The sequence below is a fragment of the Kitasatospora atroaurantiaca genome (genome assembly GCF_007828955.1).
GTDB classification, from domain to species: domain Bacteria; phylum Actinomycetota; class Actinomycetes; order Streptomycetales; family Streptomycetaceae; genus Kitasatospora; species Kitasatospora atroaurantiaca.
The window spans coordinates 1,359,519-1,386,111 of record NZ_VIVR01000001.1; the positions used below are offsets into that span (position 1 = coordinate 1,359,519).

The 26,593-nt window shown below is 73.2% G+C and carries 24 protein-coding genes; 14 read left to right on the forward strand and 10 right to left on the reverse strand.

The window, feature by feature from the left end; genetic code table 11:
* Positions 1-261 precede the first annotated feature (261 nt).
* Entirely contained in the window at positions 262-753 is a 492-nt protein-coding gene (locus tag FB465_RS06120; RefSeq protein ID WP_145788276.1) for a hypothetical protein, read from the forward strand.
* 1 nt (position 754) lies between these two features.
* The gene (locus tag FB465_RS06125) at positions 755-3,466 is read left to right on the forward strand and encodes a M48 family metallopeptidase (RefSeq protein WP_170290509.1); all 2,712 of its coding nucleotides are present in this window, start codon (positions 755-757) and stop codon (positions 3,464-3,466) included.
* Here FB465_RS06125 and FB465_RS06130 read toward each other — a convergent pair whose 3' ends face one another.
* Complete coding sequence (locus FB465_RS06130; protein WP_145788279.1) at positions 3,467-3,931, reverse strand: VOC family protein; 465 nt, start codon at positions 3,929-3,931, stop codon at positions 3,467-3,469.
* Positions 3,932-4,098: 167 nt separating this feature from the next.
* On the opposite strand from FB465_RS06130, the gene FB465_RS06135 reads away from it, so the two are divergent.
* Both FB465_RS06135 and FB465_RS06140 read left to right on the forward strand, forming a co-directional pair.
* On the forward strand, positions 4,099-5,082 hold the full coding sequence (locus FB465_RS06135) for a S1C family serine protease (RefSeq protein WP_145788281.1): 984 nt from the start codon (positions 4,099-4,101) through the stop codon (positions 5,080-5,082).
* A 94-nt stretch (positions 5,083-5,176) separates the two neighbouring features.
* A complete protein-coding gene (locus FB465_RS06140; RefSeq protein WP_145788283.1) occupies positions 5,177-6,727 on the forward strand; it encodes an MFS transporter in 1,551 nt (516 codons plus the stop codon).
* 19 nt (positions 6,728-6,746) lie between these two features.
* Here FB465_RS06140 and FB465_RS06145 read toward each other — a convergent pair whose 3' ends face one another.
* Positions 6,747-7,937, reverse strand: a complete 1,191-nt coding sequence (locus FB465_RS06145) for an MGDG synthase family glycosyltransferase (protein ID WP_170290510.1) — start codon at positions 7,935-7,937, stop codon at positions 6,747-6,749.
* 341 nt (positions 7,938-8,278) lie between these two features.
* On the opposite strand from FB465_RS06145, the gene FB465_RS06150 reads away from it, so the two are divergent.
* The 3 genes from FB465_RS06150 (at position 8,279) to FB465_RS06160 (ending at position 11,524) form a co-directional block, all read left to right on the forward strand.
* The gene (locus FB465_RS06150) at positions 8,279-9,361 is read left to right on the forward strand and encodes a PP2C family protein-serine/threonine phosphatase (RefSeq protein WP_145797169.1); all 1,083 of its coding nucleotides are present in this window, start codon (positions 8,279-8,281) and stop codon (positions 9,359-9,361) included.
* A complete protein-coding gene (metG, locus tag FB465_RS06155; protein ID WP_145788287.1) occupies positions 9,346-11,073 on the forward strand; it encodes a methionine--tRNA ligase in 1,728 nt (575 codons plus the stop codon). The genes FB465_RS06150 and metG overlap by 16 nt, the downstream gene beginning before the upstream one ends.
* 214 nt (positions 11,074-11,287) lie before the next feature.
* A complete protein-coding gene (locus FB465_RS06160; RefSeq protein ID WP_145788289.1) occupies positions 11,288-11,524 on the forward strand; it encodes a DUF6296 family protein in 237 nt (78 codons plus the stop codon).
* Positions 11,525-11,536: 12 nt separating this feature from the next.
* Here FB465_RS06160 and FB465_RS06165 read toward each other — a convergent pair whose 3' ends face one another.
* The 4 genes from FB465_RS06165 to FB465_RS06180 all read right to left on the reverse strand — a co-directional run bounded on the left by FB465_RS06165 (position 11,537) and on the right by FB465_RS06180 (position 14,972).
* Entirely contained in the window at positions 11,537-12,622 is a 1,086-nt protein-coding gene (locus FB465_RS06165; protein WP_145788290.1) for an S-(hydroxymethyl)mycothiol dehydrogenase, read from the reverse strand.
* A 110-nt stretch (positions 12,623-12,732) separates the two neighbouring features.
* Positions 12,733-13,050, reverse strand: coding sequence for an HPP family protein (locus FB465_RS36245; protein ID WP_145788292.1), 318 nt, complete (start codon positions 13,048-13,050; stop codon positions 12,733-12,735).
* On the reverse strand, positions 13,051-14,703 hold the full coding sequence (ptsP, locus tag FB465_RS06175; protein ID WP_145788294.1) for a phosphoenolpyruvate--protein phosphotransferase: 1,653 nt from the start codon (positions 14,701-14,703) through the stop codon (positions 13,051-13,053). It abuts the gene before it with no gap.
* The gene (locus FB465_RS06180) at positions 14,700-14,972 is read right to left on the reverse strand and encodes an HPr family phosphocarrier protein (RefSeq protein WP_145788295.1); all 273 of its coding nucleotides are present in this window, start codon (positions 14,970-14,972) and stop codon (positions 14,700-14,702) included. Before FB465_RS06180 ends, ptsP begins: the two co-directional genes overlap by 4 nt.
* Before the next feature lie 264 nt (positions 14,973-15,236).
* Between FB465_RS06180 and FB465_RS06185 the strand changes: the two genes are divergently transcribed.
* From FB465_RS06185 to FB465_RS06195, 3 genes are all read left to right on the forward strand, one after another.
* Positions 15,237-15,998 carry a DeoR/GlpR family DNA-binding transcription regulator gene (locus FB465_RS06185; RefSeq protein WP_145788297.1) on the forward strand — a complete coding sequence of 254 codons (762 nt, stop codon included), beginning with the start codon at positions 15,237-15,239 and terminating at the stop codon, positions 15,996-15,998.
* Positions 15,995-16,939 carry a 1-phosphofructokinase gene (gene pfkB, locus FB465_RS06190; RefSeq protein ID WP_145788298.1) on the forward strand — a complete coding sequence of 315 codons (945 nt, stop codon included), beginning with the start codon at positions 15,995-15,997 and terminating at the stop codon, positions 16,937-16,939. The genes FB465_RS06185 and pfkB overlap by 4 nt, the downstream gene beginning before the upstream one ends.
* A 90-nt stretch (positions 16,940-17,029) precedes the next feature.
* Positions 17,030-19,003, forward strand: a complete 1,974-nt coding sequence (locus FB465_RS06195) for a PTS fructose transporter subunit IIABC (protein WP_145788300.1) — start codon at positions 17,030-17,032, stop codon at positions 19,001-19,003.
* Positions 19,004-19,078: 75 nt separating this feature from the next.
* On the opposite strand, the gene FB465_RS06200 is transcribed toward FB465_RS06195, so the two are convergent.
* The gene (locus tag FB465_RS06200) at positions 19,079-20,062 is read right to left on the reverse strand and encodes an adenosine deaminase (protein ID WP_145788302.1); all 984 of its coding nucleotides are present in this window, start codon (positions 20,060-20,062) and stop codon (positions 19,079-19,081) included.
* A 56-nt stretch (positions 20,063-20,118) separates the two neighbouring features.
* Here FB465_RS06200 and FB465_RS06205 point away from each other — a divergent pair, with 56 nt between their 5' ends.
* Positions 20,119-20,925 (forward strand): MBL fold metallo-hydrolase, encoded by an 807-nt coding sequence (locus FB465_RS06205; RefSeq protein ID WP_145788304.1) that lies wholly within the window; start codon positions 20,119-20,121, stop codon positions 20,923-20,925.
* A gap of 36 nt (positions 20,926-20,961) precedes the next feature.
* On the opposite strand, the gene ligD is transcribed toward FB465_RS06205, so the two are convergent.
* Positions 20,962-21,858: a non-homologous end-joining DNA ligase gene (gene ligD / locus FB465_RS06210; RefSeq protein ID WP_246192538.1), complete on the reverse strand. Its 897-nt coding sequence runs from the start codon at positions 21,856-21,858 to the stop codon at positions 20,962-20,964.
* A gap of 4 nt (positions 21,859-21,862) precedes the next feature.
* A complete protein-coding gene (locus FB465_RS06215; protein WP_145788306.1) occupies positions 21,863-22,912 on the reverse strand; it encodes a PHP domain-containing protein in 1,050 nt (349 codons plus the stop codon).
* Positions 22,913-23,014: 102 nt separating this feature from the next.
* Between FB465_RS06215 and FB465_RS06220 the strand changes: the two genes are divergently transcribed.
* From FB465_RS06220 to FB465_RS06230, 3 genes are all read left to right on the forward strand, one after another.
* A complete protein-coding gene (locus FB465_RS06220; RefSeq protein WP_246192539.1) occupies positions 23,015-23,296 on the forward strand; it encodes a DUF6158 family protein in 282 nt (93 codons plus the stop codon).
* A gap of 69 nt (positions 23,297-23,365) precedes the next feature.
* Complete coding sequence (locus FB465_RS06225; RefSeq protein WP_145788308.1) at positions 23,366-24,775, forward strand: NADP-dependent succinic semialdehyde dehydrogenase; 1,410 nt, start codon at positions 23,366-23,368, stop codon at positions 24,773-24,775.
* Between the two features lie 36 nt (positions 24,776-24,811).
* Complete coding sequence (locus tag FB465_RS06230; RefSeq protein WP_145788310.1) at positions 24,812-25,318, forward strand: GNAT family N-acetyltransferase; 507 nt, start codon at positions 24,812-24,814, stop codon at positions 25,316-25,318.
* Positions 25,319-25,463: 145 nt separating this feature from the next.
* Here the strand turns inward: FB465_RS06230 and ku are convergent, their stop codons facing one another.
* Entirely contained in the window at positions 25,464-26,519 is a 1,056-nt protein-coding gene (gene ku / locus FB465_RS06235; RefSeq protein WP_145788312.1) for a non-homologous end joining protein Ku, read from the reverse strand.
* Between the last annotated feature and the right edge of the window lie 74 nt (positions 26,520-26,593).

Below are 26,593 nucleotides of genomic sequence, written 5' to 3' on the forward strand. Positions count from 1 at the left end.
GGACCGCGCCGACAGCACCCCACCGGCCCCGCTCCGGTGAGACAGCTTCCCGCCCGGAGGAGGGAGGCTGGCCAGACTATAGCGGCCATGGTCACGTCAGTCTTCACCGGGGCGGGCACAGGTCGACGCGGGTAGACGGCGCCCCGGCGCGGGCGCGGCCGGGCCGTGCGGGCAGGTGGCGGTGGTTCACGAAACGCCTGCCGGGGCCCACCGAGATGGATACGATCGGACGATTATTGACTGTCACGCCTGGGGGGCGCAGTGCAACGGTCGTCGGACAAGGAGTTGGTGGCGGCGCTGGGCAGGGCCGGGGTGCGGGGCGTCGCCCCCGGGGAGATGCCCCTGTACACCCAGCTCAGCGAGGAGTACTTCGCACGTGGCGTCCGGCTCGACCGCGCCGACCGGGATCCGCTGCTGGGCTTCGGCCTGGACGCCGCCGTCGTCCTGCTGACGCCGGTGGTGCTGGAGGCGTGCCACCAGCTGTGGGCGGCACTGAGCGCCAAGGCCGCGGAGAAGGCGGCCGAGGGAGCCAAGGACCTGCTGCACCGGATCCGCCTGCGCCTCGGCAGGGGTGAGGGGCGGGAGCCGGCCGCCCCCGTGGAGTTCACCGCCGAGGAGCTGGCTCTCGTACGCGCCGAGGCCGCCAGGTGCGCGGCCGACCTCGACCTGACCGAGGGTCAGCAGCGCCTGCTCGCCGATGCCATCGTCGGCGCTCTGGCCGCGCCCGCGCCCGCCGCTGCGCCCGGAGAGTGAGGTGAGGGCCGGGCTCCGGCCGACCGGACGCGCCGTCACGTCCGTTCTGTTCGGGCTGCTCTCGCTGCAGGTGGCGGTATCGACCCTGATCGTCTTCCGAGGGCTCTTCGCGCTCACCCCCCAGGGCAGGCACTGGGCCCGGTTGTGGGGTCAGTGCCTCACCGACCACCTGCTGAACGCCCCGCCCGACCGCCTCACCGATCTCCCCTCCGTCGCGGAGTGGGCGTCGTCCTCCCGTGCCGACCTCGGGGCGCTGGAGGCCTGCGTGGCTCCCGCGCAGTCCGACCTCCTGCGCTGGCTCGTCGGTGGCCTGCTCATCGTGCTGGCGGTGGCGGCCCTGCTGTACGCGGCGCATCCCTGGGTGCTGCACCGGCGCTACCGGCTACGGAGCTTCGACCCCTCGGACGCCGCGCTCCTCCTTGCCGAGCTGGAGCGGCTGCGGCGCGTCGCCGGTACCGGGCGGGTGCGGTTCCTCAGCCGCCCCTTCGACCCGGTGCCCTCGGCCTTCGTCCACGGGCCGCCCGGGAGACGAGCGGTCGTACTCAGCGCCGGTCTCGTGGTGCGCTTCCACACCGACCCGGCGGCGTTCCGGGCCACCGTCCTGCACGAACTCGCGCACGTGCGCAACCGGGATGTCGATCTGACGTACGCCGCGCTGGCACTGACCGGCGCGTTCACCCTGGTCGTCGGCGGAGCGGCGGTCTGGCTCTGCGCGCACATCGCCATCGATCCAGGGTTGACAGCGGGGTTCGTCCTACGGACGCTCGGCCTGCTGGCGGTGACCGGGGTGCTGCTGGCGGCGCTGGTCCGGGCCAGGGAGTTCCAGGCCGATGCGCGACTCGCCGCCTGGGGCGCGGACGGGGATGCCCTGCCGAGGGTCCTCGCGGGCATGCCGTCCCCGGTACGGAGGGCCCGCCCGAGACTGCATCCGGCGCCGGCCCTGCGGTTGGCAGCACTGCGCGGGTCCGCGCCACTGTTCGGGCAGGACTTCCCGGGCGGTCTGGGCATCGGCCTGATCGCCATGGTCGGGCTGTCCGGTCTGAACAGGGCGGCTTGGCTGCAGGAACCGGATCCGCACCGGGCCGTCTGGGCGAACGCGGGTATGGCCGTGCTGGTGGCCGCGGTCGTCGTGGGCGGGCGCTGGAGACTCGAGTCCGGTCCTGACGCGCTGTCCGATGACGGCCGGGTGTGGCCGTTCAGCACGGGGCTGTCCGTCGGCCTGACGATCGGATCGCTGCTCTCCCTGGAGACGGCCTTCAGACCCGTCAGCGCGCTCGGTCTGCCGGTGTGGATGGCCGTCTGGACCTTGCTCGTGGTCGCCGTCACCGCGCCCGTGACCTGCTGGGTGGTCCGTGGGACCACCGCAGCGGCACAGGCGGCGCGCGGAAGGCCTGCCGTCCATCTGGCGGCGGTCGCGCTCGCGGCCGCCGCCTACACGGTGGTGCTGCGCCTGGTCGACCTGGGGTTCCTGACGACTGCTCCGCTCTCCGGGGAAGGCCCGCAGGCCGCGCTGTCCAATCTCACGGAACCCCTCGTCCTGGCCGGGGTGGCCTACAACTCCGCAGCGGTGACGACTCTGCTGGGCTGCGTCGGTGTGCTGGCCGTCGGCGCCACGTGTGCCTGGGCAGCCGGACGGTTGAGGGCGCGGCACCGCACCGAGGTCCGGGCACCACGAGCCGACGGGATGAGGTCCGCGCTCCGGTCAGGACTGCGGGCGGGGCTCGTCGCGGGTGCCGCCGTCCTGGTACTGGTCCTGCTGGCGGCCTGGCAGGCGCACCGGCTGCCGCTGCTGGACCGGTGGGGCAATGAATTCGTCATCCGCTTCCAGTTCCTGCTGATCGCGGTCGTCGATGTGATCGCGCTGCTGACCGGCCTGCTGGCGGCCGGGCGATCGCCCCGTACGGGACTGGTCCGCGGAGGTGTGGCGGCGCTGGTGTGTGCGGCCGCGGGGGCGATCGCCCTGACGGTTCAGCCCGTCCTCGGCCGCTGTGTCGGCGCCTTCGCGCTGCGCCCGTCCAGCAGGGGGTGCCTGACCGCGCCCGCCTCCGACACCGTCATGCTGACGCTCGTGCCGGGAGTGACGGGCGTGCTCTGCGTACTCCTGCTGCCGGCGTGGCTCGGCCTGCGCCGACGGGTGGCGGGCCGGCTCCCGTCACCCGTCCGGCCGTGGGCGCTTCGGGGCCGCGTGCTCACGCTGGCGGCGGGCTTGCCGGTGCTCGCAGGCCTCTTCCTGACCGGCCACACGGTGGCGCACGAGAGCGCACACCCGCCGGCGATGGCCGGGGCCTCGATCGGCGACCAGGGCTGGGTGGGAGCAGCGGACTACCGCTTCCGGCTGGCCCTCGGCTGGTTCGACGTCAGCTCCCAGCCGGACGACTCCGGGGCAGAGCTGCGGGCCCGCCCGGAGGGCTCCCTCATACGGGCGCAGCTGTCGGTGACCCGGCCGACGGAGCAGTTCCCGTTCGAGGAGAGCAAGGCGAAGATCCTGGCGAAGGGAGGCCGGGAGATCGCCGTGGCCGGGCATCGGGCCCTGGTGCTCGACGGACAGGGCCCGGGAGAGGACCGCGTCCGGTTCGTCCTGATCGAGAACGGCACCCGGCAACTGCTCGTCGGCCTCTCGGCACCGCAGCTCGACTGGCCGGACCGGCTACGGGATCTGGACGTGATGCTCGCCGGCTGGCAGTGGCAGGGCGCAGGCACCCCCCGGGGGTGATCAGCCGCCCGACATCATCTCCGCCGCCCGTCTGGCCAGCTCCTCGGGCGGGACGTCCTCGACGTGGGTGGAGACGTCCCACTTGTGGCCGAACGGGTCCTCGATCTGGCCCGTGCGGTCGCCGTAGAACTTGTTCTCCACCGGCTGGAGCACCTTGGCGCCCAGGGCAACGGCCTGCGCGACGGCCGCGTCGACGTCGGCGACGTAGATCACGATCGACATGGCCGTACCGCCGACCGTCTTCGGCCCGAGCGCGCCCATCTCCCGGGACTCGTCCGCGAGCATCAGCACCGAATCACCGATCTGCAGCTCGGCGTGCCCGACCTTGCCGCCCGGCGCGGCGAAGCGCAAGCGTTCGGTGGCCCCGAACACCGAGCGGTAGAAGTCGATCGCGGCAGCCGCACCGTCGACGTACAGGTACGGCATCAGCCAGGGATAGCCCTCGGGTACGGGTTTCGTGGACATGCGCGCCTCCGGTGGGGGGGTTCTTCCGAGCCACGCTGCCACCTGGTCACCGCCCCTGCACCCCGGTCCGTCCCACCGGGTGGCCGGGTGGGGCACGCGCAGGAAGTCTGGCAGGCAGAGCGTTGTTACTGGTGAGGGCCTGTAACAGCAACCAGAAGGGCCGAGCGGTGTCCGAGACACTCTCCGAGCCCGACCGCTCTCCCGGGGAGCGCGCCGCGCTCGACTCCTACTCCCGGATCGTCACGACGGTGGCCGAGGAGCTGACCCCGCGCGTGGCCGCCCTGCAGGTCGTCCGCAGAGGCCGCCGCGGGTGGTTCACGACCGGGACCGGCTCCGCCGTGGTCTTCACCGACGACGGCTTCCTGCTCACCAACGCGCACGTGGTGGGGCATGCCGACGCCGGGACGCTCTCGTTCGGAGACGGCACCACCGCGCCGTTCCACGCGATCGGGACCGATCCGCTGTCGGACCTGGCCGTGCTGCGGGCCGACGCCCCGACACCGCCGCCGGTACGCCTGGGCGAGGCCAACGGGCTGCGCGTCGGGCAGCTGGTGGTCGCCGTCGGCAACCCGCTGGGGCTGGCCGGCACCGTCACCGCGGGCGTCGTCAGCGCCCTCGGCCGTTCCCTCCCGGCGAGGGCCGGCACCGCCGTGCGGGTGATCGACGACGTGATCCAGACCGACGCGGCACTGAACCCCGGCAACTCCGGCGGGGCGCTCGCCACCGCCGCCGGCGAGGTGGTCGGCATCACCACGGCGGTGGCCGGGAACGGGGTCGGCCTGGCCATCCCGATCAATGCCACCAGCCGTCAGATCATCGCCACCCTGCTGTCCGACGGGCGCATCCGCCGCGCCTACCTCGGCCTGGCCGGCGTGCCCACCACGCTGCCGCCCGCCGTCCGCGAACGCACCGGCCAGGGCACCGGCCTGCGCATCGTCGAGATCGTCCCCGCCGGCCCTGCCGACCGGGCCGGCCTGCGCCCCGGCGACCTGCTGCTCACCGCCGCCGGCGAGCCGATGACCAGCGCCCAGGCGCTGCAACGGCTGATGCTGGCGGACGCGATCGGGCGACCGCTCGCGCTGACCGCGCTGCGCGCCGAGGCGCTGGTCGACCTCATCGCCACACCCGCGGAGCTGCACGCGGACGACTGAGCCGTGTTCGTCCACCGATCCCGCGGCACCGTTGCGTACCGTCGGAGCAGTGACCAACGCAACCCAGCAGGTGTGACACAGAGATCGGGCTTCCGTGGAACGCAAGTGGTGGACCCTGATCGCCGTCTCGGTGGCGACCTTCATGCTTCTGCTCGACATCACGGTCGTCAACGTGGCGCTGCCGTCGATCCGCAAGGATCTCAACGCCAGCTTCACCGACCTTCAGTGGGTGTTCGACGCCTACACGCTGACGCTCGCCGCGCTGGTGCTGACGGCCGGCTCGCTCGCCGACCGGCTGGGACGCCGTCGGACCTTCGCCGCCGGTCTGGCGATCTTCTCCCTCGCGTCACTGCTCTGCGCGGTGGCGCCGAACCCGACCTTCCTCAATCTGGCGCGCGCCGTCCAGGGCGTGGGCGGCGCGGTGATGTTCGCGGTGTCGCTGGCCCTGGTCGCTCAGGAGTTCGCGGCCGGGCGCGAGCGTGGCATGGCGATGGGCATGTACGGCGCGACGATCGGGGTCGCCGTGGCGGTCGGCCCGCTCATCGGCGGAGCGCTCACCGACTCGCTGGGCTGGGAGTCGATCTTCTATCTCAACGTGCCGATCGGCGCGGCCGCGATGGTCGTCACCTACCTGAAGCTGCGCGAGAGCCGCGACCCGAACGCGACCCACGTCGACTGGGCCGGCGTCGCGACGTTCAGCATCTCGCTCTTCCTGCTGGTGCTGGCGCTGGTCCGGGGCAACGCGGAGGGCTGGGGCAGCGCCCTGATCGTGTCGTTGTTCGTCGGCTCCGCGGTCCTGATGGTCGCGTTCATCGTGGTCGAGCAGGTCGTCTCCGAGCCGATGCTTCCCCTGGGACTGTTCAGGCGGCGCGCGTTCACCGGCGTCCAGCTCGCCGCTTTCGCGGTCTCGAGCTCGCTCTTCGCGCTGTTCCTCTATCTGACGCTGTACCTGCAGAACTACCTCGGTCTCTCCCCCTTCCAGGCCGGCGTGCGCTACCTGCCGATCACCGTGCTCAGCTTCGTCGTGGCGCCGATCGCCGGCGTGCTCCTGTCGCGGGTGCAGGCGCGGGTGATGCTCAGCATCGGCCTCGCGGCGATCGGTCTCGGGCTGCTCCTCATGAGTGGCATCGAGGCGAGCTCCGACTGGACGACCCTGCTCGGTGGATTCCTGATCGCGGGCGCGGGGGTCGGGCTGATCAACCCGGTGATCGCGGACGTGGCCGTGAGCGTGGTGCCCAAGGAGAACAGCGGCATGGCGGCCGGCATCAACGACACCTTCCGGCAGGTCGGCATCGCCGTGGGCATCGCCGTCTGGGGGGCGATCCTCATCGGCAGCGGCACCGACAAGATCCGCGAGCTGACGGCCGGGACTCCGTCCGCGACCGGCTCGCACCCGCGCGAGCTCGCCGAGGCCGCCTCGTCGGGCAACCTGGGGCAGGTGCTCGCCACGGTCGCCCCGCAGTCCCGGCAGGCGGTCTCGGACGCGGCCCGCGAGGGGTTCCTCTCGGGCCTCAACACGGTGCTGATGCTCGGCGCCCTGCTCAGTTTCGCCGGCGCGGCCCTGGCCCTGTGGCTGGTCCGGGAGCACGAGATCGAGCGCGAGGCGGTGGAGCCGGAGCCGGAGCCCGCGCCGAGGGCGTCCTGACCTGACGTGTCGTCAGTCGTCAGGCCGCCCGTACTTCGGGGCCCGCGGTCTCCTCGGCACGCCGACGGCGCGCCAGAGCGTCCACGACGTTCGCCGCCTGCTGGTGCTCGGGCAGTTCCGGCAGGTGCACCCGGCCCCGGGCGGCCTGCTGCTCCAGTGCCTCCGCGAGCGTGGCCGGGGTCCGGGGCCACGGGGCGAGCCCGGAGCGGGCCAGGGTGGCCGCGTTCGCCCGCCCGTGCCCGGACAGCACCTCGTAGCTCACCGCCGGCAGCCCCGCGACCAGCGCCTCGGTGAGGGACAGCCCGCCGGCGTTGTGCACGAGCACGTCGGCGGCGGCCATCAGCGCCGGCACGTCGTCACGCCAGCCCAGGGCCACGACTCCGGGCAGCCGCGCGATCCGCCGCCGCAGGCGCTCGTTCCGCCCGCAGAGCACGACGGGTACGGTGCCGTCCACCGCCCGCAGCGCACGGACACCGGCCATCACATCGCCGAGCCCCATCGAACCCGTCACCAGCAGGGCCATCCGGCGCCCCGGCGGCACACCGAGGCCCGTACGCAGCGCCTGCCGCCTCGCCGTGTCGACCGGCTCCGCGAAGGCGGCGGGCGCCAACGGGCCGGCCGCGGTCATCGGCACCCCGTAGCGTTCGGTGCCCTCTGCGGCGGTGGCCTGGGTGACGGTCAGGTGCACGTCGACGCCGGGGTGCACCCAGAGCCGGTGCGGCGCCGGGTCGGTGAGGTAGCAGACCGCGGGGGCGGTGAGGACACCGTCCTGCTTCAGCATGCCCAGGCTCTGGGCGGCGAAGGGAAAGGTGGTCACCACGACGTCGTAGTCCTGGCCGACCCACTCCGCCAGCTCCCGGCAGGCCAGTCGGCACAGGCGCATGGTGAGCGAGCGCACCACCGAGTCGCGCTCCTCGCTGCGGAACAACCAGTCGAACACGCCCGGGGCGCGGCCCGCGCTGAAGGCGTACCCGTCCCGAAGCAGGCGCTGGTAGCGACGCGGCAGAGCGTCCAGATAGTCGCGGTAGGTGGCTTCCAGGCCACGTGCCTCCAGCCGCCGTACCAGCTCGGAGGCGGCGCCGTTGTGGCCGGCGCCGACACTGCCCGTGATCACGAGCGCGCGCAGCGGCCGGGTCGGCGCAGCGGGGTGCGATCGCGCTGCACCGACGCGTGGGAGGGAGTCCGGGGAGACATGGTCGAGAACGTTCATCTGTCGTCCGCTCGACGAGGCGCGCCTGACCGTCGCATCGCCGACGGCACCGGCCGCTGATGGAGGATGGGAGAACCTGGCGGCCCTGATGCCCGAACGGTAGGAGGCCCGGGCGATGGCCCGCCCCTCTCTCGCGTGAGCATCAACCGGCGGCTGGGTGAACATCCCCTCCGCGCGGCGCCCGACGGGGCGGAACCGGCGCGCGGAATCCGAGTGGAAACACCTCGGCCGACGGTCGTGGCGCCTGCGGTGCGGCACGACCGGTCGGGGTGTAGAGAGTAGGAGTGGCGCTCAGGCGGCGTTTGGCAGACATCCACCGGTCGTGGCGGCCCGGACGCGCGATGGTGGCGCTGCCGCTCGGCCTGATCGTCGCGATCACCGTGATCGACCTGCTGGCGCCGCCGCAGATCCATCTGGGCCCGCTGCTCGTGGTGGCGCCCGCGATCACCGCCTCCTTCGCCGGGGCCCGGCTCACGGCACTGGTCGGCCTGCTCTCGGTGGCGGCCCTGACGGTGATCGGTGCCCTGCGCCACGGGCTCACCAACTCCAACCACGAGGCGCAGATCGCCGCCCTGGTCGTGGTCTCCACGCTCGTGGTGCTCTTCTGCGCCGTCCGGGACAGGCATGCGCAGGAGCTGCTCCAGGTCCGCTCGGTGTCGGAGGCTGCGCAGCGCGTACTGCTGAGACCGCTGCCTGAGCGCATCGGCGCCCTGCAGGTCGCCTCGGTCTATCTGGCCGCCGAGGACGAGGCCCAGATCGGCGGCGACCTCTACGCGGCCGCCCGGACCGCCACCGGCACCCGGCTGATCGTCGGTGACGTCCGGGGCAAGGGCCTGACCTCGCTCGGCGACGCCGCCCTGCTGCTGGGGGCCTTCCGCGCGGCCGCCCACCTGCAGGCCTCGCTGCCCGAGCTCACCGCCTATCTGGACGGCAGCGTCAGCTGGGACTTCGCCGGACTGACCAACGGGGAGGCCGCCACGGAGTCGTTCATCACCGCGGTGATCCTGGACATCCCGGACACCGGCCTCAAGGCGCAGGTGGTCAACTGCGGACACCCGCCGCCGCTGCTGCTGCGCGACGGCCAGGTCACCGCCATGGACGCCCTGCGGCCGGCGCCGCCGCTCGGCCTGGGCGCGCTGGTGACGCCGGACTACCACGTCGACGTGTTCGCCTTCGAGCCGGGAGACCGGCTGCTGATCTACACCGACGGCGTCATCGAGGCCCGTAACGCCGCGCGGGAGTTCTATCCGCTCACCGAGCGGATCACCGCCTGGGCCGACCAGCGCCCCGCCGGGCTGCTGCAGCACCTGCAACGCGACCTGCTCGCCCATGCGGGCGGCCGGCTGGGCGACGACGCCGCCATCGTCGCCGTGGAGATCGTTTCAGAGGGTCAGGAAAGGAGGAGGGATTGGCTCGGCACCTGATCACCAGCGCCCTCCCGTACATCAACGGGATCAAGCACCTGGGCAACATGGTCGGCTCGATGCTCCCGGCGGACGTCTACGCCCGCTACCTGCGCGGGCGCGGCCACGAGGTCCTGTACATCTGCGCCACGGACGAGCACGGCACCCCGGCGGAGCTCGCCGCCCAGGAGGCCGGTCAGCCGGTCGCCGACTTCTGCGCCGACGCCCACCGCCGGCAGAGGGCCGTGTACGAGGGCTTCGAGCTGTCCTTCGACCACTTCGGCCGCAGCAGCTCCGCGCAGAACCGCGAGATCACCCAGGACATCGCCCGCGCGCTGCACGCGCACGGCTTCATCGAGGAACGGACGGTACGCCAGGTCTACTCGCCCGCCGACGGGCGTTTCCTCCCCGACCGCTACATCATCGGGACCTGCCCGCACTGCGGCTACGACCAGGCCCGCGGCGACCAGTGCGAGAACTGCACCCGGGTCCTCGACCCCACCGACCTGATCGACGCCCGCTCGGCGATCAGCGGCAGCTCGGACCTGGAGGTCCGCGACACCGAGCACCTGTTCCTGCTGCAGTCCAGGCTGACCCCCGAGGTCGAGGAGTGGCTCGACGCCACCGCCGGCCAGTGGCCCGTCCTCGCCTCCTCGATCGCCCGCAAGTGGCTCGCCGAAGGCCTGCGCGACCGCTCGATCACCCGCGACCTGGACTGGGGTGTGCCCGTCCCGGCGGACGTGTGGCCGAAGCTGGCCGCCGAGGGCAAGGTCTTCTACGTCTGGTTCGACGCCCCGATCGAGTACATCGGCGCGACGAAGGAGTGGGCGGACGCCGCGGCGGCGGGCGACGTGCGTGACTGGAGGTCCTGGTGGTACCAGGCCGAGGACGTCCGCTACACGCAGTTCATGGCGAAGGACAACGTCCCGTTCCACACCGTGATGTTCCCGGCGACGATCATCGGTTCCCGGCAGCCCTGGAAGAAGGTCGACCACGTCAAGGCCTTCAACTGGCTGACGTACTACGGCGGGAAGTTCTCCACCAGCCGGCGCCGGGGCATCTTCACCGACGCCGCGCTCGAACTGCTGCCCGCCGACTACTGGCGCTACTTCCTGATCGCGAACGCCCCGGAGTCCGACGACTCCAGCTTCACCTGGGAGCTCTTCGCCTCGGTCGTCAACAAGGACCTCGCCGACACCCTCGGCAACTTCGTCAACCGGGTGCTGTCCTTCAGCCGCAGACGCTTCGGCGAACAGGTCCCCGCCGGCCGCCCGGCGGGCGCGGCCGAGGCACGGCTGGGCGAGCAGATCGCCGAGCTCCTCGCCGAGTACGAGAGTCACCTGGACGCCCTCAGCTTCCGCAAGGCCGCGCAGAGCCTGCGCGCGCTGTGGAGCGCCGGCAACTCCTATCTGGACGCCAAGGCCCCCTGGACGGAGGTCAGGACCGACCCCGAGGGAGCAGCCCGCACGCTGCGCACCGCGATGAACCTCATCCACCTCTACTCGGTCGTCTCCGAGCCCTTCATCCCGGCCGGCAGCCGGGCCATGCGAGACGTCTTCGCGCCGGGCGGCAGGACGGGGACCTGGGTCGACGCCGAGCAGGCGCGGGCCCTGGACTTCGTGCCCGCCGGGACCGGCTTCACCGTGCCGCCGGTGCTCTTCGCCAAGATCGGCGACGAGGAGGTGCAGCTCTGGAGCCGGCGGTTCGGGTCCGTCGGGCAGCCCTCCGCCTGATCCGACCGACCCGCCGATCGAGTTCCAGGTGTCCGCCCCGGCCACGCCGTCCCCGCTTCGTCCGGCCGGCTCAGAGACCGTCCTGCGCGTCGTCCCGCCCGCGGCGCGGAACGCGCGTACGGTCCCAGGTGTCCACCGGACGCCGGACGCCGGGTGGGACTCCGGCCCGGCACGTGCCTAGGATGGGTCGGGGGATCGGTGAGGAGGCTGCTCAATGACCCGAGGGCGGCGCTACGCGCTGACATTTCCCGGCTCTCCCGGTGCGCACGCACCGCAGGACGTGGTGGTCGTGGAGGCCACCGGAGCCAGCGGTCCGGGCGGTCACCCTGTGTATGCGGACGCCTCCGGCATCGTGGTCGCCGAGATCAGCGACCTCGGCGAGGTCCGGATGCTGGCCAGCGGCGGGCACCAGTCACCCCAGACACCGGTCCACGCCGAGCCGCTGCCCTGAACCGCCGCACTGTCACAGCAGCACCACCGAGCGGAGTACGTCGCCGTGCTGCATGCGCGCGAACGCCTCCTCCACACCGTCCAGCCGGATGGTCTCGCTGACGAACGCCCCGAGGTCGAGACGGCCCTGCAGGTAGAGGTCGATCAGCATCGGGAAGTCCCGTGAGGGCAGGCAGTCCCCGTACCAGGAGGACTTGAGGGCGCCGCCGCGGCCGAAGACGTCGAGCAGCGGGATCTCCAGCGTCATCTCCGGCGTGGGCACCCCGACCAGCACCACCGTCCCCGCCAGGTCGCGGGCGTAGAAGGCCTGCCGGTACGTCTCCGGCCGCCCCACCGCCTCGATCACCACGTCGGCGCCGTGGCCGCCGGTGAGTTCGCGGATCGCCTCGACCGGGTCGGTGGTACGGGAGTTGACGGTGTGGGTGGCGCCCAGACGGCGGGCGGTGTCGAGTTTGCGGTCGTCGATGTCCACCGCGATGATCCGGGCCGCACCCGCCAGCCGCGAGCCCGTCACCGCCGCCCCGCCGACCCCGCCGCAGCCGATCACCGCGACCGAGTCACCCCTGCCGACCCCGCCGGTGTTCATCGCCGCGCCCAGCCCGGCCATCACCCCGCAACCCAGCAGCCCGGCGACCTCCGGCGCGGCCGCCGGGTCGACCTTGGTGCACTGCCCCGCCGCGACCAGGGTCTTCTCCGCGAACGCGCCGATGCCCAGCGCCGGGGACAGCTCGGTGCCGTCGAGCAGGGTCATCCGCTGCTTCGCGTTGTGGGTGTCGAAGCAGTACTGCGGCCGGCCGCGCCGACAGGCCCGGCACTGCCCGCACACCGCACGCCAGTTGAGAATGACGAAATCCCCCGGCGCGATCTCGGTGACCCCGGCGCCGACGGTCTCGACGATCCCGGCCGCCTCGTGGCCGAGCAGGAACGGGAACTCGTCGTTGATACCGCCCTCGCGGTAGTGCAGGTCGGTGTGGCACACCCCGCAGGCCTGTACGCGGACCACCGCCTCGCCCGGGCCCGGGTCCGGCACGACGATCGTCGTGAGCTCCACGGGTGCGCCCTTGGCGGCCGCCACGACTGCCCTGACCTGCTGCGACATGGGAAGGATCCTCTCGTCGGGCCGGCCGTCGGGCCGGCATGTGCACCCGGCCGGGGAACACACCGGTCCCACTCGGTCTACCACACGGGATGCGGCCGCGGCAGGAGTCTTCAGCGACCGGGCGGGGCGGGCAGCGGCCGCCAGAGGGGGTACGGGATCCCGGCCAGCCGGTTGACCAGCAGGCCCTGGACGACCAGCAGGACGACGGCGAGCATGATGACCGCCAGCTGGCCCGGTGTGCGGAGCAGTCCCATCGCGACGATGAGCGTCGTCGCCCCCGCGGGCGGGTGGGCGACACCGAGCAGCGGCATGAGTCCGCAGGTCAGTCCGAGGGCGATCGCGGCCGCGGCGAGCCTGGACCAGGTGATGTCGGTGAGGTCGGGCGGGGTGTCGCTCAGTCCCGCCCGGCGGCGAGCGAGGAACAGCAGTCATCCGATGCGGCGGAGCACCGCCGACCGCGCGGTGGCGGCGTCCGGCGCTGCGAGGGCGAGCCCGGCCAGCTCGATGCAGTCCTGGAGGGTGTGGGCGGCGAGCGCTGCCCGGAGCTCGGCGAGACAGGACGGCGCGGCGGACAGACTGGTCACGCCCAGCCCGACCAGGACCAGCGCCAGGGCCGGGTCCGAGGCAGCCTCGCCGCAGACGCCGACCGGCCTGCCCCGTTCGGCGGCCGCACCGGCGGTGGCGGCGACCAGGTCGAGCAGGGCGGGCTGCCAGGGGTCCAGCAGCTCGGCGAGGGAGCCGAGGGTGCGGTCGGCGGCGAAGGCGTACTGCGCCAGGTCGTTGGTGCCGATGCTGAGGAAGTCGCAGACCTCCGCCAGCCGCCCGGCCCGCAGCGCGGCCGCCGGAACCTCCACCATGGCGCCGGCCACCGGCAGCCCGTGCGCCCGGACCCGGGCGGCGAACTCGGCGGCCTCGCGTGGTACGGACACCATCGGCGCCATCACCCAGACCTCCGCCCCGCTGCCCTGCGCGGCGGCGGCGACGGCGGCCAGCTGGGTCTCCAGCAGCTGCGGATCGCGGGCCGAGGTGCGCAGGCCTCGTATGCCGAGGGCCGGGTTCTCCTCGTCCGGTGCGCTCGCGAAGGGCAGCGGCTTGTCGGCGCCGGCGTCCAGGGTGCGGACCACCACCCGGCGGCCGGTGAAGGCCTCGAAGACCTGCCGGTAGGCGGCGGTCTGCTCCTCGCGGCCGGGGGCCTGGGCGCGGTCGAGGTAGAGGAACTCCGTCCGGAAGAGTCCGACGCCCTCGGCGTCGGCCGCCGCCGCGCCGGCCAGTTCGTGCGACGCGCCGAGGTTGACCAGCAGCGCGACGGGGTGGCCGTCCGCCGTGCGGCCGGGGCCGTGGACGTTGTCGGCCCGTTCCCGGCGGTGCTGTTCGCGCGTGGCCGCCCGCCGGACGGCCTGCGGGGTCGGCCCGGCCTCGACGAGGCCGTCGGCGCCGTGCACGAGCACCTCCTGGCCGTCCGCCAGGCTGCCGGCCTCCGCGCAGCCGACGACGGCGGGCAGGCCGAGCGCCTTGGCCAGGATCGCGGTGTGGCTGGTCGGCCCGCCGCGCGCGGTGACCAGGGCGAGGACGCGCGCCGGGTCGAGCAGCGCGGTGTCGGCCGGGGCGAGATCCTCGGCGACCAGGACGTACGGGTGGCCCGGGTCCGGCAGTCCCGGTGTCGGCAGGCCGAGCAGCCGGGCGACCGAGCGGTTGCGCAGGTCGTCCAGGTCGGTGACGCGCTCGGCGAAGAAGCCGCCTGCCGCCTGCAGGTCGGCCCGGAACCGCGCGTAGGCGGCGGACAGCGCGTGGGCGCCGTCCGTGCCCTGCTCGACGAGCTCGACGGCCCGGTCGGCCAGCACGGGGTCTGCCGCCATCAGCGCCTGGGCCGCCAGCACCTCGGCGGCGACCCCGGTGGCCCGGGCGGCCCGCTGCGCCAGCTCGGCGGCGACGTCGGTCACGGCCCGGCGGACGGCCGCCGCCTCCGCTGCCGGGTCGGCCACGATGCGGGGTGCGGGCAGGGCCGGCGCGGCGGCCATCCGCGCCACCGGGCCGGCCGCGCTGCCGAGGCCGACCCCGATGCCGGTGAGCAGCCGCGTCATGCGCGCGCGTCCAGGTCGCTGCCGAGGAGCGCGGCGAGCTCCTCCAGGACGCCCTGCGCCTGGTCTCCCTCGGCGGCGAGCTCCAGGGTGTCGCCGTGGCCCGCGCCGAGCGCCAGGACGGAGAGCAGGCTGCGGGCGTCCACCGGGTGCTGCCCCGGCTTGGCCAGGGTGACCTTGACCGGCTGGCGGGCGGCGGCCTGGACGAAGAGCGACGCCGGACGGGCATGGAGACCGCTCTGCGAGCCGATGGTGACCAGGAGCTGGGGCATGACGGTTCCTTCGGGTGGATCGGGTGGGGAAGCCCGGACCTGTGGCTCGGGGGCAGGGGCACAGGTCCGGGCGGTATGTGGTTTCACGCCCGTTAGCGGCGCGTTTCGATTGGTTCTACGCCCGTTCAAGCGCAGGTGTCAACAGATTCGGGCAATCGTCTCAATCTGAAACCGGACATCCGGACGTGTTTGCTTTTCGATCCCGCTGTCGTATGGTCTGGCCTTAACCAGGCGTAAACAGACATGAAACGGATCTGATCCCACATGTACGCTCCCGAGCGCCAGCAGCAGATCCTGCTCCTCGCCCAGGAAAACGGGCGGGTCGACGTGCCCTCGCTCGCCGAGGACTTCGGCGTCACGCAGGAGACCATCCGCCGCGACCTCAGCGCGCTGGACCGGGCCGGGCTGCTGCGCCGCGTCCACGGCGGCGCCCTCCCGGCGGGCGGACTGCACCTGGAGCCGGGGCTGGCCGAACGGGACAGTACCGCCGCCGCCGAGAAGGAGCGGATCGCCCGGGCCGCCCTGCCGCTGCTGCCCACCGAGGGCAACCTGCTGCTGGACGCCGGCACCACGGTCTCCCGGCTCGCCGCGCTGCTCCCCCTCGACAGCCGCCTGACCGTGGTGACCAACGCCCTCCCCGTGGCCGCCCGCCTCGCCGACCACCCGGACCTCACCCTGTACCTGGTCGGCGGCCGGCTGCGCCACCGCACCCAGGCCGCCGTGGACGCCTGGGCGCTGCGCGACCTGGCGGACGTCCACGCCGACGTCGCCGTGATCGCCACCAACGGCTTCTCCCCCGAGGGCGGGCTCAGCACTCCGGACCTCGCCGAGGCGGCGGTGAAGCGGGCCATGGTGGCCGGGGCCCGCCGGGTGCTGCTGCTCGCCGACTCGGCCAAGTACGGCGCCCGGCACTTCGCCCGCTTCGGGTCGCTCGAGCAGGTCGACATCCTCGTCACCGACACCGGGCTGACCGACCAGCAGGCCGCAGAGATCGCGAACCTCGGACCGGAAGTGATCCGCGCATGATCGTCACCATCACCCCCAACCCCAGCCTGGACCGCACCTACGAGCTGCCGGCACTGTCCCGGGGCGAGGTCAACCGCGCCGCCACCGACCGCGTCGACCCCGGCGGCAAGGGCGTCAACGTCGCCCGGGCGCTCACCGCCGCCGGGCACCGGACCACCGCCGTCCTGCCGCTCGGCGGGTTCTCCGGGCTGCTCCTCTCCGACCTGCTGCTCCGCCAGGGCATCGCCGTGGCCACCGTCCCGGTGCGCGGTGAGACCCGGATCAACGTCAGCATCGTCGAGTCCGACCACGGCCTCACCAAGATCAACGCACCCGGCCCCGAGCTCAGCGAGCATGAGTCGGCCGCTCTACTGGCCGCCGTACGGAGGGACTTCACCGGCCCCGAGGTGGACTGGCTGGCCTGCTGCGGCAGCCTGCCGCGCGGGCTGGCTCCCGACTGGTACGCCGAGCTGGTCGGCCAGGTGCACTCGGGCGGGGCCCGGATCGCCCTGGACACCTCGGGGCCCGCCCTGCTCGCGGCGCTGAAGGCGCGGCCGGACGTGGTCAAGCCCAACCGGGAGGAACTGGCCGAGGCCGTCGGCCGCCCGCTGGCCACCGTCGGCGACGTCGTCGAGGCGGCGGGCGAGCTGCGGGAGCGCGGGGCGCAGCAGGTACTCGCGAGCCTCGGCGCCGACGGCATGCTGCTGGTCGCCGAGGAGGGCAGTTGGTTCGGCACCGCGGCGGTGGCCGAGGTGCGCAGCGATGTGGGAGCGGGCGATGCGTCGCTGGCGGGCTTCCTGGGCGCGGGCGGCTCGGGGCTGAAGGCGCTGGCGGCCGCGCTAGCGCACGGTGCGGCGGCCGTCCGGCTGCCGGGGAGCATGATGCCGACCCCCGCCGATCTCGATCATGCGGCGGTCAGGGTGACCGCCGAGATCCCGGCGGAGCGCGTGCTGCGCGACTGAACCACCCGCGACTGAACCACCCGCGACCGAACAACCAAGGACCCGGGGGCACGGGAACCAACAGGCACGACTGCAGAAGGACTGAAGACCATGAGTGACTCCGGCAGACTGATCACCCCAGCGCTCGTCGATCTCTATCTGGCCCCCGACGACAAGTCCGAGGCGCTGCGCGCCCTGGCCCAGCGGCTGGTGGCCGAGGGCCGGGTCACCGACCTCGACGGCTTCCTCGCCGACATCGCCGCCCGCGAGGCGCAGGCCCCCACCGGGCTCGGCGACGGCATCGGCATCCCGCACTGCCGGTCCGCCCACGTCACCCGGCCGAGCCTGGCCTTCGGGCGCAGCTCGCGCGGCCTGGACTTCGACGCGCCGGACGGGCTCCCCGCCGACCTGGTCTTCATGATCGCGGCGCCGGACGGTGCGGACGACGCCCATCTGCAGATCCTGGCCTCGCTGGCCCGGCGGCTGATGGACCCGGAGTTCACCGGCGCGCTGCGGGCGGCGACCGACCCGGGCGCGGTCGCCGCGCTGGTCAACGGCGAGCCGACGGCCGAGCCGGCCGCCGAGCCGCCCGTTCGGGCGGCGGACACGGCCCTTCGGCTGGTCGCCGTCACCTCCTGCCCCACCGGTATCGCCCACACCTACATGGCCGCCCAGGCCCTGGAGCAGGCGGCCGCCCGCGCGGGCGCGCAGATCCACGTCGAGACCCAGGGCTCGGCCGGCTCCACGCCGCTCGACCCGGCCGTGATCGCGGCCGCCGACGCGGTGATCTTCGCCCACGACGTCGAGGTCAGGGACAAGGCCAGGTTCGCCGGGAAGCCGACCGTCGACGTGGGCGTCAAGGCCGGGGTCAACCGGGCCGACGACCTCGTCGCGCAGGCCGCCGAGCTGGCCAAGGCGGCCGGCCCGACCCGCACCGCGCCCGTCACCACCGCATCCGTCCGCAAGGACGAGCACTGGGGCAACCGCCTGCGCCAGTACCTGATGACCGGCGTCAGCTACATGATCCCGTTCGTCGCGGCCGGCGGTCTGCTGATCGCCCTCGGCTTCGCGATCGGCGGGTACGAGATCGCCTCCGCCCCGTCCGTGGTCGGCCACTTCGACTGGGCCTCGCAGCACAGTTGGGCCGCGATGCTGTTCCAGGCGGGCAAGGCGGCCTTCGGCTTCCTGGTGCCGATCCTGTCCGGCTACATCGCGTACGCCATCGCGGACCGCGCCGCACTCGCCGCGGGCGTGGTCGGCGGCGCGATCTCCCTCACCGTCGGGGCGGGCTTCCTGGGCGGCATAGCCTCGGGTCTGATCGCGGGCTTCCTGGTGCGCTGGATGGTGCGCTGGCGGGTGCCGAGGTCGATCGCCGGGATCATGCCGGTGGTCGTCATCCCGCTGCTCTCGGTGGCGGTGGTCGGGTTCCTGATGTTCGTGGTCATCGGCTCGCCGATCGCCTCGGTGATGAGCGGCCTGACCGACTGGCTGAACAGCCTCTCCGGCACCAACGCGATCCTGCTCGGGGTGCTGCTCGGCGCGATGATGGCCTTCGACATGGGCGGCCCGCTCAACAAGGTGGCGTACACCTTCGCGGCGGGCGCGCTCACCACGGCCGGCGCCACCCCGGACGCCGGCAGTCTCAAGGTGATGGCCGCCGTGATGGCCGCCGGTATGACGCCGCCGCTCGGCCTGGCCCTGGCCACCGTCGTCCGCGGCAGGCTGTTCACCCGCGAGGAGCGGGAGAACGGCAAGGCCGCCTGGGTGCTCGGCGCCTCCTTCATCACCGAGGGTGCGATCCCGTTCGCGGCCGCCGACCCGCTGCGGGTCATCCCCTCCGCGATCGTGGGCAGCATGACGGCGGGCGGCCTGTCGATGGCCTTCGGATCCACCCTGCGGGCCCCGCACGGCGGAATCTGGGTGCTGCCGCTGATCGGCAGCCCGGTCCTGTACGTGCTCTCCATCGCCGCGGGCACGGTGGTCACGGCGGCCCTGGTGGTCCTGCTCAAGGGCCTGCGCCGGCCGGCCCCCGCCACCGCCGTCCCGGTGGTGGACGAGCGGGTGGCCGTACCCGCCGGGGTCTGACGGACGCAGGCTGACGCACCGCCGGGATGCCCGGCGGTGCGTCAGCCGCGTGCGGCGGCTCACCCCCCGCGCCGGTCAGAACCGGTAGGCCTCGACCTCGGCCAGGTAGCGCGCCCGGGTCGGCTCGTCGAGGAAGGAGGCCTCGAAGGAGTTGCGGGCCAGGGTGCGTACCTGGTCCTCGGTCAGCCCGAGCGCGGCGGTGGTGTCGACGAGGTTCTGGCCGACGTACCCGCCGAAGTACGCCGGGTCGTCCGAGTTGACCGTCGCGACCAGACCGGCGTCGAGCATCCGCCGGAGCGGGTGGTCGGCCAGCGTGTCCACGCAGCGCAGCCGGACGTTGGAGAACGGGCACACCGTCAGCGGGACGCGCTCCCGGACGAGGCGCTCGACCAGCTCCGGGTCCTCCAGCGAGCGGATGCCGTGGTCGATCCGCTCCACCCGCAGCAGGTCGAGCGCCTCCCACACGTACGAGGCGGGGCCCTCCTCCCCGGCGTGGGCGACGGCCCGCAGGCCCAGCTCACGGGCGCGCTCGTACACGGCGGTGAACTTGGACGGCGGGTTGCCGACCTCGGCGGAGTCCAGGCCGACGGCGATGATCTTGTCCAGGTACGGCTTCGCGGCCTCCAGCGTCGCGAGCGCGGCCTCGGCCGGCTCGTCGCGGAGGAAACAGAGGATCAGGCCGGTGGTGATGCCGAACCGCTCCTGGCTGCGGTCGAGCGAGGCGCTCAGCCCGCCGATCACCGTCTCGATCGGGACCTTGCGGGCGAGGTGCGCCTGCGGGTCGAAGAAGATCTCGGCATGCCGGACGCCCTGCGCCCGGGCCCTGGCCAGATAGGCGTCGGCCAGATCGGTGAAGTCCTGCTCGGTGCCGAGCACCTCCGTCAACCGGTAGTACAGGTCGAGGAAGGACTGCAGATCATCGAAGCGGTACGCCGCGCGCAGCTCGTCCACGCTCGCGAAGGGCAGCGTGACGCCGTTGCGCTCGGCCAGCCGGAAGGCCAGCTCGGGCTCCAGGGTGCCTTCGATGTGCAGGTGCAGCTCGGCTTTGGGTATGGACATCACGCAATCCTACGGAGTGCGCCACCGTGCCCCGGACCCGATCCTGAGGAGTTTCGTTGAGCACCCTCGACTTCAAGGTCATCGACCTGGACTTCCCGGTCGGCAGCAGGAACAAGACCGCGACCCTGATCACCGGCGAGCGGCAGGCCCTCCTGATCGACGCCGGGTTCACCCGGGCCGACGGCCACCGCCTGGTCGCCGGGATCCTCGACTCCGGCAAGGAACTGACCAAGGTCTTCATCAGCCACGCCGACCCCGACTACTACTGGGGTGCGGAGGTCGTCGCCGACGCCTTCCCGCGGGCGGAGCTTGTCGCCACGCCGCCCGTCATCGCGCACATCCGGGCCGCGCACGAGGGCAAGCTCAAGGCCTGGGAGGCGGTGGGTGCCAACCGTCCGACCCGCCTGGTCGAGCTGCAGCCGCTGACCGACGACCTCCTCTTCGAGGGCCACCGCTTCGAGCTGACGGGCGGCCACCCCCTCCTGCCGGACCGCCACTACCTGTGGCAGGCCCGGCACCGGGCGATCGTCGGGGGCGTGCTGCTGTTCCAGAACCAGCACGTGTGGACGGCCGACACCCCCCGGCCCGAGCAGCGCGCCGCCTGGATCGAGCTGCTGAACGACATGGAGCTGCTGGATCCGGTGCTGGTCGTCCCCGGCCACCGGCTTCCCGGCTCCGCCACCGACGCAAGCGCGATCCGCTACACCCGCGACTACCTGCTCGCCTTCGAGACCATCCTCCCGGCCGCCTCCGACGGCGCCGAGGCCACGGCGGAGCTGGTCGAGCGCTACCCCGACGCGGGCATGCTGATCGCGGCCCAGATCGGGCCGAAGGTCGCCAAGGGCGAGATGGCCTGGGGCTGACCACCGCCTCGTCCGCCGGGCCGGGAGCCCTGCCGCTCAGTGCGGCAGGGCACCGTGCTTCCTCGGGTCGGTCAGGTCCGCCATCGGGTCCCGGGTACGGGCGGCCACCTGCTCGGGCGTCAGGACCAGCTCCTCCGGCCGGCGGCAGGACCGTACGGCGGTCCAGGTGACCGGCGCGGACACCGTGGGGCGGGGCCCGGCCCGCAGCGAGTAGGGGGCGACGGTGGTCTTGGCGCTGTTGTTCTGCGACCAGTCGACGAAGACCCGGCCGGCCCGCAGCGACTTGTCCATCCGGTCGACGATCAGGGCCGGGTTCGCGGCGCGCAGCCGGCCGGCGAGGCGGCGGGCGTAGGCGGTGGCCTCGTGCTCGGGGGCGGGCCGGATCGGCACCAGCAGATGGAGGCCCTTGACGCCGGAGGTCTTGGGCCAGGCCGTCAGACCGTCCGCCTGCAGCTCCTTGCGGGCCAGCAGGGCGACGGCGCAGCAGTCCACGACGGTGGCGCCGGGCCCGGGGTCGAGGTCGATGATCAGCCGGTCGTGCTCGGCCGGGTCGTGCTGCCACTGCGGCACATGGAGTTCGAGGGCGCCGAGGTTGGCCGCCCACAGCAGGGTGGGCAGGTCGGCGACCACGACATGCCGGATGGTCTCCTCCTTGTGGGTGACATCGAGGGCGGTCACCCAGTCCGGCGCGCCCGGCGGGACGCGCTTGGCCCAGAACCGCTCGCCCTCCACGCCCTCGGGAAAGCGCAGGAAGGAGGCCGGGCGGCCGGCCAGGTGGGGCAGCAGGAGGGGTGCGACCTGGGCGTAGTAGTGCACTGCGGCGGCCTTGGGCCAGCCGGTCTCCGGGTAGAGGACCTTGTCGAGGTGGGTGAGCTTCAGCCGGCGGCCCTCGATCTCGGTGACGGTCTCCGTGGGGTCGGACAGGGAGGGCACGGCGTCACCGCCGGGTGCGCGAGGGGCGCGGGGTACGCGGCGTACGCCGGCTCGCGGTCCAGGTCAGGAGCTGACGGGCCGTCCAGGTGGTGACGATCCGTTCGGGGCCGATGCCGGCCCGGGCCGCGCGGGCGCAGCCGTACGGCTGCCAGCTGAGCTGGCCGGGTGCGTGGGCGTCGGTGTCGATGGCGAACAGACAGCCGGCCTCGACGGCCCGTTCGATCAGGCGGCCGGGCGGATCGCGGCGCTCGGGGCGGCAGTTGATCTCGACGGCGGTGCCGGAGTCCGCGCAGGCGGCGAAGACCTTGTCCGCGTCGAACTGCGACTCGGGGCGGGGCTTCTCGCCGATGAGGCGGCCGGTGCAGTGGCCCAGGATGTCCACCCGCGGGTTGCGGACGGCGGCGAGCAGCCGACGGGTCATCAGCATCGGTTCCATCCGGAGCTTGGAGTGGACGGAGGCGACGACCACGTCCAGCCGGTCGAGCAGTTCGTCCTCCTGGTCGAGGCCTCCGTCGTCCAGGATGTCGCACTCGATGCCGGTGAGCAGCCTGAAGGGGGCGAGCCGGGTGTTGAGCTCGGCGACGACGTCGAGCTGCGCGCGCAGCCGGTCGGCGCTCAGGCCCTTGGCGACGGTCAGCCGGGGCGAGTGGTCGGTGAGCACGGTCCACTCGTGGCCGAGCTGCTGCGCGGTGCGGGCCATGGTCTCGATCGGGCTGCCGCCGTCGGACCAGTCGGAGTGCGTGTGGCAGTCGCCGCGTAAGGCCGCGTGCAGCTCCTCACCGCCGGTGGCCAGCGGTTCGCGGGCGCGTTCCTCCAGGTCGGCGAGGTACGCCGGGGTACCGCCGGCCAGGGCCTCGGCGATCACCTGCGCGGTGACCGGCCCGACGCCCGCGAGCCGGGTCGCGTGGGTCGCGAGAGCCGAGGGGTCGGGGTGCTCGGCGAGCCGAACGCGGACGGCGTCGGCGGCGTGCCGGAAGGCCTGCACCCGGTAGGTCGAGGCCTGCTCGCGCTCCAGCAGGAAGGCGATCCGCTCGAGCGCCTGAACGGGGTCCATGTGGCAGCACGTGCCCGGTGTGACGGAAGGGGAAACGCGGTTACCGACGCCCTGACCGGGGCACCCGTACAAGGGGGGCCGACATCTCCGAGGAGGACGGCCATGCCACACCCCGACACCCTGCAGGACAGGTCTGCGGGCGTCCCGCCGCCCGCCCTCGACACGGATGTGCTGGTGCGGGAGCTGGAGCAGCTGCACCGCACGCGGCACGAGACCTTCCTCTGGGGTTCCGACGACGCCTTGCAACGGCACACCCTGCGGATGGGGCAGTTGGAGGCCGAGTACCTGCGGCGCTACCCGTACCGCCAGGTGTCGGCCGGGCGGACCAGGGCGGGCGCCCGGGCCCGGGACGCCGCCGCACGAGCGGAGTCCAAACCCGAGTGAGCGCCGGTCGCGCCGACCGCGCCCGGTAGCCCCTGGTAACCCCGGATCCCGGTAACCCTGGAGCTCAGCATGCCCATCGCAACCGTCAACCCCGCGACCGGCGAGACCCTGGAGACCTTCCAACCGCTGGACCGCGACGCCTTGGAGGTGCGCCTGGCCCGTGCGGAGGCCGCGTTCCGCGACTACCGGACCACCGGCTTCGAGCACCGGGCCGAGCTGCTGCGGCGCGCCGCCGACGTCATGGACGCCTACCAGGACCAGCTGGCCCGCACGGTGACCACCGAGATGGGCAAGCCGCTCGCGCAAGCCAAGGCCGAGACGGCCAAGTGCGCCAAGGCCCTGCGCTGGTACGCCGACCACGGTGCCGCCCTGATCGCCGACGAGCTCCCGGGCGAGGGCGACGTCGCGGACTCCGGCGCGACGGCCGCGTACGTCCGCTACCGCCCGCTCGGGCCGGTGCTGGCCGTGATGCCGTGGAACTTCCCGCTCTGGCAGGTGATCCGCTTCGCCGCGCCCGCGCTGATGGCGGGCAACGTCGGCCTGCTCAAGCACGCCTCCAACGTGCCCCGGACGGCGCTGGCGCTGGAGGAGCTGTTCCACCGCGCCGGGGCACCCGAGGGCGTCTTCCAGACGCTGCTGATCGGCACCGACGCGGTCGGGGACGTGATCCGCGACGACCGGGTCGTCGCGGTGACCCTGACCGGCAGCGAGGGGGCCGGGCGGGCGGTCGCGGCGGCGGCCGGGGACGCACTGAAGAAGACCGTGATGGAGCTGGGCGGCAGCGACCCCTTCGTCGTCCTGCCCAGCGCCGACCTGACGGCCGCCGTCCGGACGGCGGTGCGGGCGCGGACCCAGAACAACGGCCAGTCCTGCATCGCGGCCAAGCGCTTCATCGTGCACTCGGACGTCTACCCCCGGTTCGCCGTCGAGTTCGCCGACGCCATGAGCGCCCTGCGGGTCGGGGACCCGATGGACGCGGAGACCGAGATCGGCCCGCTGGCGACCCGGCAGGGCCGGGACGACCTGGCGGCGCTGGTCGCGGACGCGCTGGCCCACGGCGCCACCGCCGAGGCCGGCGGCCTGCACTCCGGCGGACCCGAGCTCTCGGACGTGTCGGGCGGCTGGTACTACCCGCCGACCGTCCTCACCAACATCACCCCGGAGATGCGGATCCACCACGAGGAGGCCTTCGGCCCGGTCGCCACCCTGTACCGGGTGAACAGCCTGGACGAGGCGATCGCCCTCGCCAACGACTCGCCGTACGGGCTGAGCTCCAACGTCTGGACCACGGAGCCGGCCGAGCAGGAGCGCTGCGTGCGGGACATCGAGGCGGGCGGGGTGTTCTTCAACGGCATGACGGCCTCGCACCCCGCGCTGCCGTTCGGCGGCGTCAAGCGGTCCGGGTACGGGCGGGAGCTGAACGCGCACGGGATCCGCGAGTTCTGCAACGTCACCACCGTCTGGCTCGGGCATATTTGAGTGGCCGCCGCCCGCCCCACCGGGGACACTGGCCCGATGCGCATCCGAGCAGTCGCCGTTGAGGAGCTTCCCCTCCTCCAGGACATCGAGCGGGCCGCCGGGGAGTGCTTCCGCGGCATCGGCATGCCGGAGATCGCCGATGACGATCCCTTCCCGCTCGAGGAACTCGCCCGCTACCAGCGGGCCGGGCTGGCCTGGGTGGCGGCCGACGGAGCCGACCGTCCGGTGGCGTACCTCCTCGCCGATCCCGTCGACGGCAACCTCCACGTCGAGCAGGTCTCGGTCCACCCGGACAGCGCCCGCCGCCGGGTGGGCAGCTCGCTGCTGGACCACCTCGCAGCCCGGGCCGCGGCCGACGGGACACCTGCGCTCACCCTGACCACGTTCGCCCACGTGCCGTGGAACGCCCCCTACTACGCTCGCTTCGGCTTCCAGCAGCTGGACGAGAGCGTTCTCACCCCCGGCCTCCGGGAGATCCGGCGGCGCGAGGCCGCCCACGGCCTGGACCGCTGGCCGCGGGTCTGCATGCGGCGTGCCCTGTAGGCGAGGCAGCAGGGGTAACCACAGGGGCGCGGGGAACTGCGCGAGACCGGAAGGCAACGACCTGTGCCCTCCCGTTTCGCGCAGTTCCCCGCGCCCTGGGATACCCGATCGCGGAGCCGCCGGGCAGGCAGCAACGGTAGGCCGGTCAGGACACCGCGTGCAGGCGCCGACCGGGCCTGGCGGCAGCCTCCAGCGCCTGCTGCAGCTCGTCGCGGGTCATCGTCGACCGGCCCTGGATGCCCTGCTCGGTGGCGAGGCGGTACAGATCGGCCTTGCTGAGCTTCGACAGGTCGGGCTGTTCCTCCTTCGCCCGCTTCGCCGTCGTGCCGCCCTTCGCCGAGGACGTGCCGGCGGCCTTCGCCTTGGCCTTGCGGGCGGGCCGTTCCGCCTTCTCACCGTCGCCCGCCTCGGCCTGCTCCCGCCCGCCGGCCTGGCTGAGGCTGCGCTGCAGCACGTCCATCAGGTCGACGACGTTGGTCGACTCGGGCGCCGGCTCCGCGGTCACGGTCTCCTTGCCGGAAAGCTTGGCCTCGACGAGCTCGCGGACCTGTTCGCCGAAGGTGTCGTGATACTCCTCGGGGTCCCAGTCGATGCTGAGCGCCTCGATCAGCTGCCGGGCGGCCGCCAGCTCCTTCTCGCGAGGCTCGGCCTGCTCGGGGAGGTTGTCGACCTCGCGGCGCGGGTCACGGACCTCCTCGGCGTAGTGCATGGTCTGCAGCACCAGCAGGTCCTCCTCGGCCCTGACCCCCGCGAGGTACTGCTTGCCGCGCATCGAGAAGGTCGCCAGCCCGGCCCGGCCGGTCTCGGCCAGCGCCCGGTGCAGCAGCGCGTACACATGGGCGTACTCCTTGCCCCGCGGGCCCAGGTAGTACGTCTTGTCGAAGAAGATCGGGTCCACCTGCTCCAGCTCGACGAAGCCGCGGATCTCGATCGTGTGGGAGCGGCCGGGCGAGAGGTCCTCCAGCTCCGACGGCTCGAACACCACGTACTCACCCTCGGCGATCTCGTAGCCCTTCACGATGTCGCCGTACGCGACCTCCTTGCCGGTGCGCTCGTTCACCCGCAGGTTGCGCACCCGGTCGGAGGTGCCGCGCTCCAGCTGCCGGAAGTGCGGGGAGTGGTCCTCGGTGGCCGAGTAGAGCCCCACCGGGACGGTGACCAGCCCGAAGCTCAGCGTGCCGGTCCAGATCGGCCTGGCCATGGTCGGCCTCCTCGGTGTGCGTCGTGTTCACCGTCATGGTGCTCTCCCCCGCCGCCTCCGGCCAGCCGTCGGCG

What these genes read in the sequence shown, in the direction of transcription:
- FB465_RS06130 (WP_145788279.1), bottom strand. Translation starts at nt 3,931, where the DNA reads ATGTCCACGAAACCCGTACCCGAGGGCTATCCCTGGCTGATGCCGTAC.
- FB465_RS06145 (WP_170290510.1), bottom strand. Translation starts at nt 7,937, where the DNA reads ATGAACGTTCTCGACCATGTCTCCCCGGACTCCCTCCCACGCGTCGGT.
- FB465_RS06150 (WP_145797169.1), top strand. Translation starts at nt 8,279, where the DNA reads ATGGTGGCGCTGCCGCTCGGCCTGATCGTCGCGATCACCGTGATCGAC.
- FB465_RS06160 (WP_145788289.1), top strand. Translation starts at nt 11,288, where the DNA reads ATGACCCGAGGGCGGCGCTACGCGCTGACATTTCCCGGCTCTCCCGGT.
- FB465_RS06165 (WP_145788290.1), bottom strand. Translation starts at nt 12,622, where the DNA reads ATGTCGCAGCAGGTCAGGGCAGTCGTGGCGGCCGCCAAGGGCGCACCC.
- ptsP (WP_145788294.1), bottom strand. Translation starts at nt 14,703, where the DNA reads ATGACGCGGCTGCTCACCGGCATCGGGGTCGGCCTCGGCAGCGCGGCC.
- FB465_RS06180 (WP_145788295.1), bottom strand. Translation starts at nt 14,972, where the DNA reads ATGCCCCAGCTCCTGGTCACCATCGGCTCGCAGAGCGGTCTCCATGCC.
- FB465_RS06185 (WP_145788297.1), top strand. Translation starts at nt 15,237, where the DNA reads ATGTACGCTCCCGAGCGCCAGCAGCAGATCCTGCTCCTCGCCCAGGAA.
- pfkB (WP_145788298.1), top strand. Translation starts at nt 15,995, where the DNA reads ATGATCGTCACCATCACCCCCAACCCCAGCCTGGACCGCACCTACGAG.
- FB465_RS06195 (WP_145788300.1), top strand. Translation starts at nt 17,030, where the DNA reads ATGAGTGACTCCGGCAGACTGATCACCCCAGCGCTCGTCGATCTCTAT.
- FB465_RS06200 (WP_145788302.1), bottom strand. Translation starts at nt 20,062, where the DNA reads ATGTCCATACCCAAAGCCGAGCTGCACCTGCACATCGAAGGCACCCTG.
- FB465_RS06215 (WP_145788306.1), bottom strand. Translation starts at nt 22,912, where the DNA reads ATGGACCCCGTTCAGGCGCTCGAGCGGATCGCCTTCCTGCTGGAGCGC.
- FB465_RS06220 (WP_246192539.1), top strand. Translation starts at nt 23,015, where the DNA reads ATGCCACACCCCGACACCCTGCAGGACAGGTCTGCGGGCGTCCCGCCG.
- FB465_RS06225 (WP_145788308.1), top strand. Translation starts at nt 23,366, where the DNA reads ATGCCCATCGCAACCGTCAACCCCGCGACCGGCGAGACCCTGGAGACC.
- FB465_RS06230 (WP_145788310.1), top strand. Translation starts at nt 24,812, where the DNA reads ATGCGCATCCGAGCAGTCGCCGTTGAGGAGCTTCCCCTCCTCCAGGAC.
- ku (WP_145788312.1), bottom strand. Translation starts at nt 26,519, where the DNA reads ATGGCCAGGCCGATCTGGACCGGCACGCTGAGCTTCGGGCTGGTCACC.